This window comes from Saccharomonospora piscinae (assembly GCF_005862235.1).
In the GTDB taxonomy this organism is placed as follows: domain Bacteria; phylum Actinomycetota; class Actinomycetes; order Mycobacteriales; family Pseudonocardiaceae; genus Saccharomonospora; species Saccharomonospora piscinae.
Genome location: NZ_VCEK01000003.1, coordinates 353,940 through 369,448, shown reverse-complemented (window position 1 = coordinate 369,448; position 15,509 = coordinate 353,940). Strand labels below are relative to the sequence as shown.

Genomic DNA, 15,509 nt, shown 5'->3' with positions numbered 1-15,509 from the left:
CCGAGAAGGCACCTCACGTCACCGGGCGCGCCTGTTCCAGGTTGGCCGCCAGTGCGTCGATCGTGCGGGACTGGGCGACGTAGTCCATGGAGCTGAACTCCCACGGGTACACCTGCTCGGCCTTCGCGGCCGGCAGCTGGGCGAAGGTGGGCTGTTCCAGCATCTCCGCCCCGTCCATGGCCCGCAGCGAGTACAGCACCACGTCGGTGCGGAAGTCGGTGATGCTCTCCCAGCTCACCGAACGCCAGAAGTACTCGGAGCCGCCCGGGTCCGGATAGGACAGGCCCAGTTCGGTGTAGCTGCGCAGAGCGGGATCGTCGACGGCCTTCGCGATGTGTACGCCGTCGCTGGGGTAAGCCGCCACGGCCATGACCGTGACACCGGACTTCGCCGCCGCGCGCAGCCGCTGCCTTGCCGCCTCGTAGTCCTGCTTCGGGCCGGCGAGGACCTCGTCGGTGACGCCGAGCGACCGGGCGAACTCGGTGGTGCGCTCCACCACCCCGGTCGCCGGTCCCGCCATCGCGAGCGCGACGATCGGCGCGATCTGGCCTGCCCGCCGCTGCTGCTCCATGTCGTTGAACCCGAACAGCGGCTTGTCCGGATCGAGGGTGCCCTCGGTGTCGACCGGATACGCATGGGCCACGATCAGATCGGGTCGCTGCGCCGCCAGCGCCTCGACGTCGATCTGCCCGTAGGTGGTGCCCACCTCGGTGACCTTGCTCGTGTCCCTGCCGCCGAAGTTGACGTCGTCGGCGAGTGCGGTGGCGCCGAACGACGCGACCGGCACGATGCCGTAGTTCCACAGTGACGCGATGGCGTCGTTCAACCCGGCGATCCGTGTGGGTCGGGCGTCGAGTTCGACGGTGTTACCGAGGTCGTCGGTGAACGACCAGGCTCCGCCCGCATCGGACCCACCGCTTCCGTCCTCGGGGGTTCCGCTCCCACACGCGGTGAGCAGTCCGGTGGCTCCCACGGCGAGGCTGCCGCCCAGGAAGGCGCGACGCGACAGTGATCTGACCATGCAGTGAGGTTAGCCGAACCTAAGTTCCCTCGGAAGAGTGGTGTCGCGCACTCGATGTTCCCTCTGGTCGGTCTGTCGGTGTACCGGCACGGTCCCGCGTCATACGGTGCAACCGTCAGAAAGGGGGTCAGCTGTGGCTGAGCGGACCGTGGAGCTGGCGGTCGACGCCGAGCCGGAACTCGTTCCGGTCGTGCGCAACGTCGCGGCCGACCTGGCGATCCGCATGGATCTCCAGCTCGACACCATCGCCGACCTCCGGCTCGCCGTCGACGAGGCGTGCGGGCTCCTCCTCCAGCGAGCGGCCACGCCGACCACGCTGCGAGTGCGGTTCTCGTTCGGCGACAGCAGTGTCACCGCCCGCGCCGAGATCGCCTGCCGCGACGGCACGTCCCTACCGCAGGAGGGCTTCCACTGGCACGTGCTGACCGCGCTCGTCCGGTCGGTCCGCAGCGCTCACACCACGGGAGCCGGCGGCGAACCTCTCGCCGTCATCGAACTGACTGTGGCCGACTGACCGCCGATCAACCCGCCCAGTGACAGAGCAGCAGGCACACGTCGTCGTCGTGTTCGGTGGCCCCCAGCATCACCTGCAGCACGTGTTCCGCCGTGGCGTCGAGAGCATCGGCCTCGCAGGTGGAGAACGCCTCCTCCAGCCGTGCCATGCCCGCGTCCAGATCGCTGGTCCTGCGCTCGATCAGGCCATCGGTGAACAGCGCCACCGACGATCCCGGGGTCAGTTCGCGCTCGTGCTCGGGAAAGGCCAGTCCCGGCGGGAGGTGGATACCGAGCATCGGCGCGTGCGGAGCCTCCAGGAAGGTCACGTCACCCCCCGCCTCCTGCAGCAGTGGCGGTGGATGCCCCGCGCTGGCCCAGCGCAGCACGCCGGTCGAGGGCGTCACCTCGGCCACCACGGCGGTGGCGAACAACGGCGTGTCGAGTCCCCGCAGGAGGTCGTGTACCAGGCGCAACGACGCTGCGGGGCCGTGTCCCTCCAGTGCGTAGGCGCGCAGGGAGTTCTGCAGCTTGCCCATCACCACCGCGGCGTCGACCCCGTGCCCCGTCACGTCCCCCACGGTCAGGACCACGGTGCCGTCGGGGCGGGTCACGGCGTCGTACCAGTCACCGCCCACGTGGACGCCACTGGTCGCCGACCGGTACCGCGCCACGAGCCCCAGCTCGCGCAGCGGCGTCAGCGTCGGCAACATCGCCCGCTGCAAACGCTCCGCCAGTTCCTGCTCGCGCCGGTACTCGTTGGCGTTGCGCAGTCCGACAGCGGCGCGGTCGGCGATACCCCGGGCCAGCACCACGTCGTCGTCGGTGAACTCCACGGCCACCCGCCCCAGGTCGAACACCCCGAGCACGTGCGGTCCCGCGGCCAGCGGAACGCTCAGCCGCCTGCCGTCGCGCACCGGCTCGCGCGTCCGGACCGCGCTGAGCACGCACTGGTCCGGCTCCAGCTCGGGCGCACCCGTGCAGACGAACCCCAGCTCCGTGGCCATCCACACGTGTGTGGTCTCGGCGAAGCCGTGCGAGCGGACCAGCGCGGCGACCTCGTCCAGCAGGTGGCCCCGGTCCAGGGAGGTGGCCGACGCGCGCGAGACCTCGTCGAGAAACGACACGCGCTGCCGCTGTCGGTCCAGTTCGGCGTGCAGTGCGAGCAGGCCCGCGTTGGTCTGCTCCAGCTCGGACTGATGCCAGCTCAGGTCACGGTCGCGCTGGGCCAGCAGCTCCACCACCACACGAAGAGCCGTCTCCGCCGTGCCGGTGCCGCCCTGCGCGCCGATCTCCGCGGCGACCCGCCGACAGAGGTCGTCGGGCACATCCGCCTCACCCAGCGCCTTCCGCAAATCCGCACGTACGACGTGCTCCGAACCGCCTCGGGCGCGAAGCTCGTCGGTCACATCCGCTCACCACCGGACACCACGACCGCGCAGGCGTCGTCGCGGTGTCTGCCGTGGGCCCCCAGCAACCAGCCCGCCACGGTGGCGGGATCGTGCTCGAACGCGTCCAGATGCTCCGCCGCGTTCCACCGTTGCGAGATACCGTCCGAGTGCATGATCAACCAACTGCGAGCGTCCCACGGGCGCGCCACCGGCAACGTCCTGCGTCCGCTTCGCTGCCTCCTTCCCACGATGCCCGGTGTCGAGACCAAGGTTTCGTGACCGCCGTCCCCGGCGATCAGGCGGGCGGTGGAGTTGCCGACCCCGCAGAACAACACCGTCGAATCATGCTCACGGAACTGTGCGAGCGCCACCGTGGCACCGCGGTGCGCCGTCATGTCGGCGTCCATCGCGGCCACCAGCGCCGTCAGCGACGACGCCGGGGAGGCCCGAACGTGTTCGGTGGCCGCCGCGCTGGCGGCAGCCGCACCCGGGCCGTGGCCCAGCCCGTCACTCAACGCCACCGTGGTCACTCCTCCGGCCCGCGCCACGACCCAACTGTCCCCGCACTCCGTCTCACCCGGCGCGGCATACCGGGCGGCCGCCACCCCAGGAATCCGAGGCTCCCGATCGGTACCCTCGCCGAACCAGCGCGCCAGGACCGTCGTGCCCTCACCGTAGCGCGAGTATATGTCGAACTCGTCGGCGTTCCGCCGGATCCCACCGAGCCCGATGCCCAGCGTCCCGGTGGTGGAGAACCCGTCCCGCATGCTGTCCGTGACGTGCGCCATCCCTGGTCCCCGGTCCGTGGCGAGGACATCCAGCACCCCCTCGTGCGGCACCACCAGCAGCAGCCCGCCCGTGGCGTACTTCACGAGGTTGGTGGCCAGCTCGGACGTGGCGAGCGCCACCCGTTCCACCCGGGCGGCCGGCAGCCCGGCTTCCCGCGCGGCCCGCGCCGCGAGCTGGCGCGCCTGCGACACGTGGACGGAACCCGTGACCGCAAGCGCCGCGCCACTCATCCCGTACCCGATCTCGACCGGAAGGCCACCGTCACCGTCGTCCCCTCACCCGGAGCGGTGTCCAGCGCGAACTCGTCCGCGAGCCGCCGCGCACCGCTGAGCCCGAGACCCAGGCCGCCCGCACTGCTGTACCCGTCGGTCAGCGCCTGCTCCACGTCGGCGATGCCGGGACCGTTGTCACGGAAGACCAGCCGCAGTGCGGTGGCACCGGCCGCGCGTTCCAGCTCCACCTCGGCCGTGCCCCCGCCACCGTGCCGCAACGTGTTCCTGGCGAGTTCACTCGCCGCCGTGACCAGCTTGGTCTGCTCCACCAGGGAGAACCCGAGCGACACCGCCACCTCCCGCGCCGCCTGGCGGACATGCACGATGTCGACCTCCTCCCTGATGGGCACCTTGTGAACGGTCGACAGGCTCGTCATCGCGGCCCCGTGCTGCCCAGCAGCGACATGCCCGCCGACACGGTCAGCGCCGTGTCCAGCCCTGGCAGTGTCAGCCCCAGCTCCACCAGCGTGATCGCCACCTCCGGGCGCATCCCCACCACCACGGTCCTCGCCGCCAGCAGCGCGCTCGCCCCCGCGATGTCGTGCAGAGTCCGGGCCAGAAACGAATCGACGATCTCCAGCCCGGAGATGTCGATCAGCACACCGCGGGTGCCCTCGTCGGCCACCCGGGTCGTCAGTTCCTCCTGCAACCGCAGCGCGTCGTGGTCGGTCAGCTCGCCCTGGATGGTGACCAGGAGGACGTCACCGAGCCCGGCGATCGAGGTCTTCGTCATGGCCGCCTACCCAGCATCGCCCGTCCGCGTCACCGAGAACCCGGCACTGCGTAAGGCGTAGGCGAACGCGTCGGCGAGCGTCGCTCTGGTCGCGACCTCGCCGAGGTCGATGCCGAGCTGCACCATCGTCTGCGCGATCTGCGGGCGGATGCCGCTGATGATGCACTCCGCGCCCATCAGCCGTGCCGCCATCGCCGTCTTCAGCAGGTGCTGCGCCACCAGCGTGTCCACCGCGGTCACGCCCGTGATGTCGAGGATCGCGACCCTGGCCTGCTGGCTCACGATCTCGGCCAGCAGGCTTTCCGTGGCCGCCTGGCTGCGCATGCTGTCGAGGGTGCCGATGAGCGGGATGGCCAGGATGCCGTCCCAGAGCTTGATGACCGGTGTCGACAGCTCCGCGAGCTGCTCCTGCTGCGCGAGAATGGTGTCGGCACCGGCCGACAACTCGATCTCCAGGACCGCGAGACGCAGCGTGTTGAGGGCGGTGGACAGCGCGATCGCGCCGTAGTACGACACGTCACCCGCGACGTCCTGCTCCTCCCACAACCGCAGCACCGGGTCCTTGAGCAGCGTCACATCGGGTCGCTTGCTGCCCGACGTCCCGCCCGCGGACCGCGCGGCCAGTGAGTTCAGCACGGTGCGCACCATCGCGAAGCCGTCGGCCGACGGGTCCTCCTCGGCACCGGCCTGGATCACCTGTCTCACACCGCCGAGCAGGGCGTCGGCCTCCTCGGCGGCATCCGCGGAGCGCGACGCGAACACCGGGGTCGCCACCCACTCGCCGCGAATCCGCTCCTCGTTGTCCCGCAGGAACTCGATGACGCGGTTCCGGACGAGATGGGTGGTGCTGTCGGTCATGAAACGGCTCCAACGAGAGGGGTCGAGAGGTCTTCGCGCTGATGAAGTCGGTACTCGTTGGCAAACTTAAGGCACGACGACGCGAACATCCAGGTGGGGTACCGCGGGGTCAGGGCAAAAGCGACAACCCGGGAGTGGCACGACGATGACGGACCGCGAGGCACCATCCGCAGGCGACGGCCCGGCGGCCAGGGCGGAGGCGGCACAGTCGACGGTCCACGTCGAGCTGGCCGACTCCGAGGGTCGCGTCACGCTGACCGGGGAGATCGATCACGGCGTCGCGCCGCAACTCGACGACGCGCTGACCCGGCTGCTCGCCCAGGACGTCGACCGGCTGGTGGTGGACTTCGCGCGCCTGTCGTTCTTCGACTCCGCGTGTATCAGCGCGCTCGTGCGGGCCCACGCACGAATGGCAGAGCGCGACGGCACCATCACGCTGGTGAACGTCGACGAGTACGCCTACCGCGTGCTCCAGATCTCGGGCCTGCTGCCACTCTTCGACGTCCGGAAGGCCCCCTGACCGCGCAACCCGCGTAGCCGTGTCCCCAAGTTGTGTAGCCGTGTCCGCAGCCCGCGTAGCCGTATCCGCATCGCACGGTGCGGACACGGCTACCTAATCTGCGGACACGGTGTCCTTCAGTGTCAGCCCCACACGATGCGGCGGCGCGTGGCGGAGCGCCCCGCCACCACCACCCGGCGCAGGATAGCCAGCACCACGACGGCCGCCACCACCGCCACCACGACCCGCACCGCCGTGTCACCGGTCGCCTCACCGATCCAGAACAGCGCCCACAACACCGGCGCCGCGAAGAAGAGGACGGCGTCGGCGGACGTCGCGGCCCAGGCCAGCCCGACGGCCGCGACCAGCAGTACCGCGACCGCCACCCCGGCGTTCACGAGCGCGTCGAGACTGACCGCGGTCGTGACGGCTCCCACCATCGTCGCCACGGCGACCCAGCCCGTGTAGAAGGCGATCGCGCCCTGGGTCAGCAGCCGGTCGGCCCATCCTTCGGCGGGTATCCGGCTCGCTCGCGCCAGCGCCGCCCCCAGGCAGACGAGCAGCGCCACGATCACCACCTGCGCGACCAACGCCCACCGCTGGCCGAACGTGAGCACCCAGGCGGCGTTCAGCACACCGGCGGCCACCAGCCACCATCCGGTCGCGCGGTGCAGTGCCCGCGATCGCTGTCCCGGCAGTGCCTGGCGCACCGCCAGCGCCACGATCCAGACGTAGATCACCGACCAGATCGCGAAGGCCGTCCCCGCGGGAAGCAGCGGATGCGGATACGAGTTGGCGACGGTACCGATCGGTTCGCCGTACGCGCCCGTGCCACCGAGAGCACCGGCCACGATCTGCAGGACGGCGGCGAGCAGCACCGCCGCGGCGCGAACGGCGTCCGCGCGGCCCGGCCGGCGATCGGTTCCCATGGCGAGCCCTTCCGTCAGGTATCGAGTCCGTCGCGGTCGGCCCACGCCAGCAGCTCGTCCAGCGGATGGGCGAGGTGATCAATATCCTGGTGTACGTCACCCAGCTCCGCGAATCGAGCGGGCACGGTCTCGATGGTGCAGTCACGGGGATGGACGTCGTCGACCTCGTCCCACCGCAGCGGAGTGGACACGGTCGCCTCGGGCACGCCGCGCACCGAGTACGCGGCGGCGACGGTGTGGTCGCGGGCGTTCTGGTTGTAGTCCACGAACACCGCGGCCGGATCACGGTCCCGGCGCCACCAGCGCGTGGTCACGTCGGCGGGTGCGCGTCGCTCGACCTCCACAGCGAAGGCGTGCGCCGCGCGGCGCACGTCGGCGAAGTCCCAGCGTGGCTCGATGCGCACGAAGATGTGCAGCCCTCGGCCGCCCGAGGTCTTCGGCCAGCCCCGCATCCCCAACTCGGTCAGGACCTCGTGGGCCACGTGTGCCACCCGCCGCACGCGGTCGAGCCCGCACTCGGGCATCGGGTCGAGGTCGATCCGCCACTCGTCGGGCCGTTCGGTGTCCGCGCGACGGGAGTTCCAGGGGTGAAACTCCACCGTCGACATCTGCACGGCCCACAGCACGTGTGCGAGTTCGGTGACGCAGAGTTCGTCGGCGGTGCGGTCGTAGCGGGGAAAGTGCACCCGCACGGTCTCCAGCCAGGGCGGCGCCCCGCGCGGCACGCGCTTCTGGTGCACCTTCTCCCCCGCGACTCCCGACGGAAAGCGGTGCATCATGCAGGGCCGCTCGTACAGCGCCCGCACGATGCCCTCACCCACGGCCAGGTAGTACCGGGCGAGGTCGAGCTTCGTCTCGCCTCGCGCCGGGAAGTACACCCGGCCGGGATGGGTGAGGCGCACCGTGCGGCCGCCGACGTCGAGCTCGACCGCGTCGTCCGTGCCCATGCAGGTCACGGTAGCGGCGCGGCGCCCGTGCCGTCGGGTGACGGACGGTCACTCGTCGAGATCGGTGAGTCCGTCCAGCACCGTCAGCAACTGCTCTTCCTCCCAGTCGAGATGCGCTTCGACCCGGTGGGTGAGGTCGTCGACCCGCGCCCGCACCTCGTCCGATCCGGTGTCGCCCCGCAGGACGTCCTCCAGTTCGCCCAGCAACCGGGCGAGGGTCTCGTGTTCGGCGCGCAGCCGCCGCAGTGCCGGAGCGAGTTCCGGATGATGCGTTTCGACGACGGGAAACGTCCCCTCGTCCTCCCCGGTGTGGTGATGCCGCAGTCCCTGGCACAGCGTGAGGCAGTTGATGCGCAGCTGCGCGCCGAGCCCGGGACCGGAGTGGGCGACCTCGGCCCGGACGAGGGCCATCTCCCGGCGGAACACGTCGTGGATGAGCTTCGTCTGCTGTCCCCAGGTGCGCTCGACGGTCACGGCGCGTACGGGCCGCAGCCGGACCACCGGGAGGACCCGGCTCGTGGCGGCCTGGTACTCGCCCCAGGCCGGATCGGCTTCGACGGCGCGGGCGAAGGCCTCGTCCCGGTCGGACCCGCGCAGCACCTCGGCCTCGGCCTCGTAGGTGAACGCGCCGGTCTCCACGGTGACCCGGGGCTCGGCCAGAAGGTTGTGGTACCAGGCCGGGTGGTGCGGCGCTCCCGCCGCCGATCCGATGACGAGCGTGGCGCCCTGTCCGTCGTGCAGGTAGCCGAGCGGGACGGTGTGTGGTGCTCCGCTCCGGGCCCCCGTCGTGGTGAGCAGCAGGAGGCGTGCTCCGGTGAACGGGCCGCCGACCTCGCCGTCGTGGGCGCGGAACTGGGCGATGACGTGCTGGTTCGCAGTGTGTGGCATGGGTCCTCTTCGCGGGTGTGCCCGCGCGGCGACGCGCGGTGCTGACCGATGACTGTGGAGTGTCGAAACGGCGGCGCGCGGCGCACCCCGCGGCATGTCGGCGGGCACGGTGAACACAGGACCGGCGGCCGGAACGCGGGGAGTGAGGGGCGACGCGCGAGCGCGTCAGGTCAGCAGAGACCCGCAGTGTACGAAGACGTCACGGCATCCTCCCCAGGACCAATCGATGTGCCCCACCACCCGGACTGCTGCCCAGGTCGCCTGGCACACCGATATTGAATCGCCGGGGACGTGGACCCGTCAAGCGGGTTGGACAGGGCCACGGCGGCCGGGACGACCCGCGACCGCCGTGGCCCTGGGACCCTCAGGTGGGGGCCGGTCGCTCCGGCGGCGCCGCCGTCGTGTCCGCGACCTCGGTGAGGCTTTCGTCGTGCTCGGCGGCTCTCTTGGCCACTTCGGGCAGGACCAGAAAGCGCGTCATGACCGCGGCGGCCACGTAGAGCGCGGCGAAGATGATCACAACTCCCGCCGCGCCCGCCGGTCCGAGGAACAGGCTGACGATCGCCGGGCCCACGAACGTGGCCGCGCCGGCACCCAGGTTGAGCAGTGCCATCGCACCGCCCTTGTTGTCGGGTGCGAGCGAGGGCAGCAGCGCGGAGATCGGCACGAACCCGGCGAGCGTCGCGCCGTAGAGCGCGCCCACGAGCAGCGCGACCCAGTAGTAGTCCGCGCCCAGGTGGACCGGCACGAAGTAGAGCAACAGGACCGAGATCGCACAGCCGACCGCACCGAACCAGAAGATCGTCGTCTGCCACCCGATCCGGTCACTGAGCACACCGAAGATCAGGTTGAAGAAGATGTTCGTGCCGTAGATGACGGAGACCAGCAGCAGCCAGCGACTCTCCCCGAAGCCGATCTGGTGGCTGAAGATCGTCGGGAAGAACACCAGCATGCCGAACTCGGGGGCGGTGTTGATGACCCGCACGAGCATGCCGACGCCGACCCTGGGCTTCTTCCAGGCGATGGACAGGCTCGACATGAGACTCTGCACCGGCTTGACGTCCGGGGGCGCGAGCGGCTGGAAGCCCGTGCGCTCCCGCACGCCCAGCAGGCAGACCAGCCCGCCGAGAGCGAGGATGCCGACCGAGAGCCAAAGCGTGCCGTACTGCCCCAGCACCGGATTGGTGAAGCTCGCGACCAGGGAGCCCAGGGTGGGCAGCCCGCCGGTGAACGCGAAGTAGAACCAGCCGACAGCCGCGCCGAGCCTCGCGACGGGGGCCACGGCGGTGATCCACACCAGGAAGCCGAAGGCGAACATCGGATAGCCGAACCCTCGGATGCCGTAGAACACGAGCATGAGGGTGTAGTTCTCGCCCGCCACGGCGACGGCGAGGAACAGCGCGTCGAAGACCAGCCAGATGACGAGCCCGACGAGCATCACCCGGCGTGGGCCCCACAGTTCGGAGAGGGCACCGGAGAGCCAGGACGCCAGCATCACCGCGACGCCGTACACGGTGATCACGTAGGAGGCGCGGACCTCCGTGCCCGCGCCGTTGTCGGCGATGAACGGTGCGATGAAGCCCGACTCGACGCCGTCGCCGATCATGAACAGCAGCAGGCCGACGTAGCCGAGCAGCAGGGGCGCGGGAAGCCCCCAGCGGTCCAGCAACCGGGCCAGGGAGCCACCGGGCCGGTCGGACCGTGGTGTCGTCGTTGAAACCATGAACGCCTCCGTACTCAAGACGGAAGCATCATGCTGGCCGTTAAGTTAACGCGCAAGATGTTACGACGACTTTCCTGCTCACTGAATCGTTACAGCGGAGCGACCTCGACCGGGACGCGCTCCTCCAGCTCCTTCACCAGCGCTCCGTCCACACCGGAATCGACGATCAGCCGGTCGTAGTCGGTGACGGGGGCCAGCCGGTGCAGCGCGGCGCGCGGCATCTTGCTGGAGTCCATCAACAGCACCCGGGTCTCGGCCGACTCCAGCATCGCCCGCTTGACCAGGACGATCTCGGGTTCCTGATGGAAGGTCATGGAGACGTTCATCGCGGAGGTCGACAGGAACGCCACGTCGACCGTGATGCGCTCGATGGTCTCCAGGCACGGCATCCCGAGGAAGGAGTCGTGTGTGCGGGAGTAGTCGCCCCCGATGCAGATCAGCCGCAGATCCTCCACGTTCTTCAGCACGTCGATCGCCCGCAGGTAGTTGGTGGCCACCGTCAGCGGCGCGAGGTCGGGCAGCAGCCTGGCCAGCTGCAACGCGGTCGTGGAGTCGTCCAGCAACACCGACATCCCCGGCTCGACGAGTGCCGCGGCACTCCGCGCGATGGCCGCCTTGGCGTCGAGGTGCGCGCTGAGCCGGTACTCGGAATTGCTCTCGAACACCGTGGACGGCAGCGCCGACACGCCCCCGCGGAACTTGCGAACCACCCCGCGCCGCGCGAGGTCGTCGATGTCGCGGTGGACCGTCATGTGGCTGACGCCGGTGAGCCGGACCAGTTCGGCGACGGCGGCCGAGCCGTGGTCGATGACGAAGTCCGTGATGCGCTGCTGGCGCACCTGGCGGTTCCGAGTGGTACCGGACATCTCACTGCTCATGGGCAAAGTCTGACACCTCCCGCGGCCGGGAGGCCCGCTCCGCCCCGACTCCCCACGACTCCACCCACATCGGGGAGTTACATTTCCCGAGACGGGGTGTTAATTTAACAGCGATCGTGTGAAAGGGGCTGTGATTCGATGGCACTCGCCGCGGTGGTGTTCGACATGGACGGTGTCCTGGTCGACAGCGAACACCTGTGGGAGGAGAACTGGGTCGCCTACGCGGCGAGGTACGGCGTCGAATGGACCCCGGAGGACACCTCCACGGTCCAGGGCATGAGCGCCCCCGAGTGGGCCGCCTACCTCGCGCGCCGCAGCGGCACGGACGAGACGGCGGCACAGGTCGAGCGCGCCGTCGTCGGCGGGATGATCGCGGCGATCGGTGACGGCCGGGCTCCGCTGCTGCCCGGCGCGGCGGCGATGGTCACCGAGGTCAGCGCCGTGGCGCCGGTCGCCCTCGCGTCGTCGGCACCGCGCACCGTCATCGACGCCGTGCTCGCGGCGTACTCGCTCACCGAGCACTTCACGGCCACCGTGTCCAGCGCCGAGGTGCCGCGCGGCAAGCCGAGTCCGGACGTGTACCTGGAGGCGGCATCCCGGCTCGGCCACAGTGGCGCGGACTGCCTCGGCGTCGAGGACTCCAGCAACGGCATCCGGGCCGCCGCCGCGGCCGGGCTCACCGTCGTCGCGCTGCCCAACCGCGGCTATCCCCCCAAACCCGACGCGCTCGCGCTCGCGGACAGCGTGGCCGACAGCAACGACACCGTGCGCCGCATCCTGCTCGACTCGCTGCGCGACGGCGCGGACACCACGGACACCACCGACACCACCGCGGGGAGGCCGGCATGACGTCCCCACGTCCCCCGCGCACGCTCGGCAGGGCCGAGACCTTCAAACGCGACTGGCTCGACGGCTTCGCCGGTGCCTACGGCCGGACGGTACGCAAGGTGCCCGGCGCCTATGGCGTTCTCGCCCGGCACGCGCCGGAGCGGGGCAGGGTGGCGGTCGTGATCGGCGGCGGTTGCGGTCACTACCCCGCCTTCGCGGGCCTGGTCGGGCGTGGCCTCGCGACCGGAGCCGTGGTGGGCGACGTGTTCACGAGCCCGAGCGCGGAGCAGGTGTACCGCACCGCCCGCGAGGCCGACGGCGGCGCCGGTGTGCTGTTCTCCTACGGCAACTACCAGGGCGACGTCCTGCATTTCGGCCTCGCCGCGCGGCGGCTGGCGGCCGAGGGGATCGACTCCCGCACCGTGCTGGTGACCGACGACGTGGCCAGCGGCCCGGCCGACGCCCCGCAGCGCCGCCGCGGTGTCGCGGGTGACTTCATGGTGTTCAAGGTGGCGGGCGCCGCCGCCGAGCGCGGCGACGACCTCGACGCCGTCGCGGCACTCGCGGGCAGGGCCAACGACGCGACCCGCACCTTCGGCGTGGCGTTCGACGGCTGCACGCTGCCCGGCGCGAGCGAGCCGCTGTTCACGGTCGACGAGACCACGATGGAGCTGGGGCTGGGCATCCACGGGGAGCCCGGGGTGCGGACGGTGCCGAGGCTCGACGCGGTCGGCGTGGCCGACGCACTCGTCGACGGCCTGCTTCCCGAGCTGCCGTCGCAGGGGGACGGCAGACTCGCGGTGCTGCTCAACGGTCTCGGCAACACGAAGTACGAGGACATGTTCGTGTTGTACAAGCGAGTTCACGAGCGACTGGCCGGTCACGGACTCAACCCCCTGCACACCGAGGTGGGCGAGTTCGTGACGTCGCTCGACATGGCGGGGGTCTCGCTCACGGTGCTCGCGCTCGACGACGAACTCGCCCCGCTGTATGCCGCCCCGTGCGACACACCCGCCTACCGCAGTGGTGGCGCCACGCTCGCCACCGTCGCACCGGTCTCCACAGTGGATGACGCACTGGACAGGCCCGAGGGACCCGGCACCGCCGGAGTCGTCGATCGGCTGCTCACCGCCGGTCTTGCGCGGATCGAGGCGAACGAGCACGAGCTGGGCAGGCTCGACGCGGTGGCGGCGGACGGTGATCACGGACTGGGCATGACGCGAGGCATGCGGGCGGCGGTCACGGCCGCTCGCGCCGCCGAGGCGGCCGGGGCCGGTGTCTCCGGCGCGCTGCTCACCGCGGGCACGGCGTTCGCCGACGCGGCGGGCGGAGCGTCCGGTGCGCTCTACGGCGTGCTGCTCGCCGAGACGGGCGCCGGGCTGGACGGCGACATCACGGCGGCCGCCGTGGCCGACGCCGTCGACCGGGCCGCCGCGGCGTTCGTCGAGCTCGGCGGAGCGGAACCCGGCGACAAGACGATGCTCGACGCCATCGAACCGTTCCGCCTCGCCCTGCGCGAGCACGCGGGGTCCGGCGTCGTGCGGGCGTGGCGGGAGGCGGCGGCACAGGCGGTCCGCGCTGCCGCCGACACGGCCGAGCTGGCGCCCACGAAGGGCAGGGCGGCGCGGCTCGCGCAACGCAGCAAGGGCTACGCCGACCCCGGTGCGACGTCGTTCGCGCTGCTGGTGTCGGCGATCGGCGACGAGTGGGAGAGGACGAACTGATGCGCGTGGTGGTGGCGGCGGACAACGCCGGTGTCGAGCTGAAGAACGCTGTCCGCGATCAGCTGTCGGCGGACGACCGGGTGAGCGAGGTGATCGACCTCGGCGCGACCAGCGCCGACGACGACACCGCCTACCCGCACTTCGGCCTCGCGGCGGCCGAGAAGGTCGCCGCGGGCGAGGCCGACCGTGCCGTCCTGGTGTGCGGGACCGGGATCGGCATGGCTGTCTCGGCCAACAAGGTCGCCGGAATCCGGGCTACAGTCGCACACGACTCCTACTCGGCCGAGCGGTCGGTCAAGTCGAACAACTGCCAGATCATCACTTTCGGTGCCCGGGTCGTCGGCCCCGAACTGGCCAAGAAGATCACTGCCGAATGGCTCGGCCACACCTTCGACCCCGGTTCGGCCAGCGCGGCCAAGGTCGCGTGCATCACCGACTACGAGGCCCGGGAAGTCCACGCCGCCAGCTGACGGCACGTTCGAGGAGGAACGACAAGTGCGAATTCTCAGCGCCGGTGACGAGTTCGTCGGCAACGACCTGCTGCGGGCGGCCGTACGCGCCGAGGTGAACGGCAGCGCCGACCTGGACTTCCGGGAGCTGTCGCTGCCGTGGCCGATCGAGCCGTTCGGGCCGGTCGCCGAGGTGGACGAGGCCAGCGGCACCGAGGAGCAGGTGATCGAGGCGCTCGACGGCGCCGAGGTCGCCGTCACCCAGATGGCGCCGTTCACCAGGAAGGTCTTCGCGTCGGCTCCGGGACTGAAGCTGGTGTCGGTGTGCCGGGGCGGCCCCGTGAACGTGGATCTCGCCGCCGCCACCGAGGCCGGTGTCGCGGTGACGTTCGCGCCGGGACGCAACGCCGCGGCCGCCGCCGAGTTCGCGGTCGGCCTGCTGCTGGCGGCCCTGCGGCGGATCTCCACGTCGTCGGCCGAACTGCTGTCGGGAACGTGGCGCGGCGACTACTACGCCTACGCGAACGCGGGTGTGGAGCTGGACGGCACCACGGTCGGCCTCGTCGGCTACGGCGCCATCGGCGCGCGAGTCGCCCGTGTCCTCGTGGCGTTCGGTGCCCGGGTGCTCGTGGCCGATCCGTACGCGGACCGCGATGCCGTGGCCGCGGACGGTGCGGAACTGGTGGACCTGGACGACCTGCTGCGCCGCAGCACCGCCGTGAGCCTGCACGCCCGGCTCACGGCCGAGACGCGCAAGCTCATCGACGCCGACAAGCTCGCGCTGCTGCCCCCCGGCGCCGTGCTGGTGAACTCGGCGCGCGGCGGGCTGCTGGACTACGCGCCGCTCGCGCCGGCACTGCATTCCGGGCGTCTCGGCGCTGTGGCGCTCGACGTCTACGACGTCGAACCGCCGCCAGCCGACTGGCCGCTGCGCGACGCTCCGAACGTCATCGCGACCCCGCACCTGGCGGGCGCCAGCAAGCAGACCGCCGACCGCGCGGCGCGCATCGTCGCGGCCGAGGTGGGTCGCTACGCCCGTGGCGAGACGCTGGCCAACGTCGCCAACCCGGACACCTCGGCGAGGTAGC

General features: G+C 70.9%; 17 protein-coding genes. 6 read left to right on the top strand and 11 right to left on the bottom strand.

Annotation, left to right across the window (positions count from 1 at the left end; genetic code table 11):
• Positions 1 to 13: 13 nt before the first annotated feature.
• A complete protein-coding gene (locus tag FFT09_RS12885; RefSeq protein ID WP_138382847.1) occupies positions 14 to 1,021 on the bottom strand; it encodes an ABC transporter substrate-binding protein in 1,008 nt (335 codons plus the stop codon).
• 133 nt (positions 1,022 to 1,154) lie between these two features.
• Between FFT09_RS12885 and FFT09_RS12880 the strand changes: the two genes are divergently transcribed.
• Complete coding sequence (locus tag FFT09_RS12880) at positions 1,155 to 1,535, top strand: ATP-binding protein (protein WP_138382846.1); 381 nt, start codon at positions 1,155 to 1,157, stop codon at positions 1,533 to 1,535.
• Positions 1,536 to 1,542: 7 nt separating this feature from the next.
• On the opposite strand, the gene FFT09_RS12875 is transcribed toward FFT09_RS12880, so the two are convergent.
• From FFT09_RS12875 to FFT09_RS12855, 5 genes are read right to left on the bottom strand one after another with little or no spacing between them, the layout of a single operon-like run.
• Entirely contained in the window at positions 1,543 to 2,922 is a 1,380-nt protein-coding gene (locus tag FFT09_RS12875) for a PP2C family protein-serine/threonine phosphatase (protein ID WP_138382845.1), read from the bottom strand.
• Positions 2,919 to 3,923, bottom strand: coding sequence for an ATP-binding protein (locus FFT09_RS12870; RefSeq protein WP_138382844.1), 1,005 nt, complete (start codon positions 3,921 to 3,923; stop codon positions 2,919 to 2,921). The genes FFT09_RS12875 and FFT09_RS12870 overlap by 4 nt, the downstream gene beginning before the upstream one ends.
• Complete coding sequence (locus FFT09_RS12865) at positions 3,920 to 4,342, bottom strand: anti-sigma regulatory factor (protein WP_024874982.1); 423 nt, start codon at positions 4,340 to 4,342, stop codon at positions 3,920 to 3,922. Before FFT09_RS12865 ends, FFT09_RS12870 begins: the two co-directional genes overlap by 4 nt.
• Positions 4,339 to 4,698 carry an STAS domain-containing protein gene (locus FFT09_RS12860; protein ID WP_024874983.1) on the bottom strand — a complete coding sequence of 120 codons (360 nt, stop codon included), beginning with the start codon at positions 4,696 to 4,698 and terminating at the stop codon, positions 4,339 to 4,341. The genes FFT09_RS12865 and FFT09_RS12860 overlap by 4 nt, the downstream gene beginning before the upstream one ends.
• Before the next feature lie 6 nt (positions 4,699 to 4,704).
• Positions 4,705 to 5,556, bottom strand: coding sequence for an STAS domain-containing protein (locus FFT09_RS12855; protein WP_081191545.1), 852 nt, complete (start codon positions 5,554 to 5,556; stop codon positions 4,705 to 4,707).
• A 145-nt stretch (positions 5,557 to 5,701) separates the two neighbouring features.
• Between FFT09_RS12855 and FFT09_RS12850 the strand changes: the two genes are divergently transcribed.
• On the top strand, positions 5,702 to 6,076 hold the full coding sequence (locus tag FFT09_RS12850; RefSeq protein WP_081191546.1) for an STAS domain-containing protein: 375 nt from the start codon (positions 5,702 to 5,704) through the stop codon (positions 6,074 to 6,076).
• 122 nt (positions 6,077 to 6,198) lie between these two features.
• Here FFT09_RS12850 and FFT09_RS22910 read toward each other — a convergent pair whose 3' ends face one another.
• The 5 genes from FFT09_RS22910 to FFT09_RS12825 form a co-directional block, all read right to left on the bottom strand.
• Positions 6,199 to 6,984 (bottom strand): tryptophan-rich sensory protein, encoded by a 786-nt coding sequence (locus FFT09_RS22910; protein ID WP_167305373.1) that lies wholly within the window; start codon positions 6,982 to 6,984, stop codon positions 6,199 to 6,201.
• Between the two features lie 14 nt (positions 6,985 to 6,998).
• Complete coding sequence (gene ligD / locus FFT09_RS12840) at positions 6,999 to 7,931, bottom strand: non-homologous end-joining DNA ligase (RefSeq protein ID WP_081191548.1); 933 nt, start codon at positions 7,929 to 7,931, stop codon at positions 6,999 to 7,001.
• Between the two features lie 48 nt (positions 7,932 to 7,979).
• Positions 7,980 to 8,819, bottom strand: coding sequence for a nitroreductase/quinone reductase family protein (locus tag FFT09_RS12835; RefSeq protein ID WP_138382843.1), 840 nt, complete (start codon positions 8,817 to 8,819; stop codon positions 7,980 to 7,982).
• Positions 8,820 to 9,183: 364 nt separating this feature from the next.
• Positions 9,184 to 10,542 (bottom strand): MFS transporter, encoded by a 1,359-nt coding sequence (locus FFT09_RS12830; protein ID WP_138382842.1) that lies wholly within the window; start codon positions 10,540 to 10,542, stop codon positions 9,184 to 9,186.
• Between the two features lie 89 nt (positions 10,543 to 10,631).
• Positions 10,632 to 11,420 carry a DeoR/GlpR family DNA-binding transcription regulator gene (locus tag FFT09_RS12825; protein WP_138382841.1) on the bottom strand — a complete coding sequence of 263 codons (789 nt, stop codon included), beginning with the start codon at positions 11,418 to 11,420 and terminating at the stop codon, positions 10,632 to 10,634.
• Positions 11,421 to 11,558: 138 nt separating this feature from the next.
• Between FFT09_RS12825 and FFT09_RS12820 the strand changes: the two genes are divergently transcribed.
• The 4 genes from FFT09_RS12820 to FFT09_RS12805 are packed head-to-tail and all read left to right on the top strand — an operon-like array spanning position 11,559 to position 15,508.
• Complete coding sequence (locus FFT09_RS12820; protein ID WP_138382840.1) at positions 11,559 to 12,269, top strand: HAD family hydrolase; 711 nt, start codon at positions 11,559 to 11,561, stop codon at positions 12,267 to 12,269.
• Complete coding sequence (locus tag FFT09_RS12815) at positions 12,266 to 13,972, top strand: dihydroxyacetone kinase family protein (RefSeq protein ID WP_138382839.1); 1,707 nt, start codon at positions 12,266 to 12,268, stop codon at positions 13,970 to 13,972. Before FFT09_RS12820 ends, FFT09_RS12815 begins: the two co-directional genes overlap by 4 nt.
• Positions 13,972 to 14,442 carry a ribose-5-phosphate isomerase gene (locus tag FFT09_RS12810; protein ID WP_024874993.1) on the top strand — a complete coding sequence of 157 codons (471 nt, stop codon included), beginning with the start codon at positions 13,972 to 13,974 and terminating at the stop codon, positions 14,440 to 14,442. Before FFT09_RS12815 ends, FFT09_RS12810 begins: the two co-directional genes overlap by 1 nt.
• A 25-nt stretch (positions 14,443 to 14,467) precedes the next feature.
• A complete protein-coding gene (locus FFT09_RS12805; protein WP_138382838.1) occupies positions 14,468 to 15,508 on the top strand; it encodes a 2-hydroxyacid dehydrogenase in 1,041 nt (346 codons plus the stop codon).
• The last annotated feature ends 1 nt before the right edge of the window (position 15,509 follow it).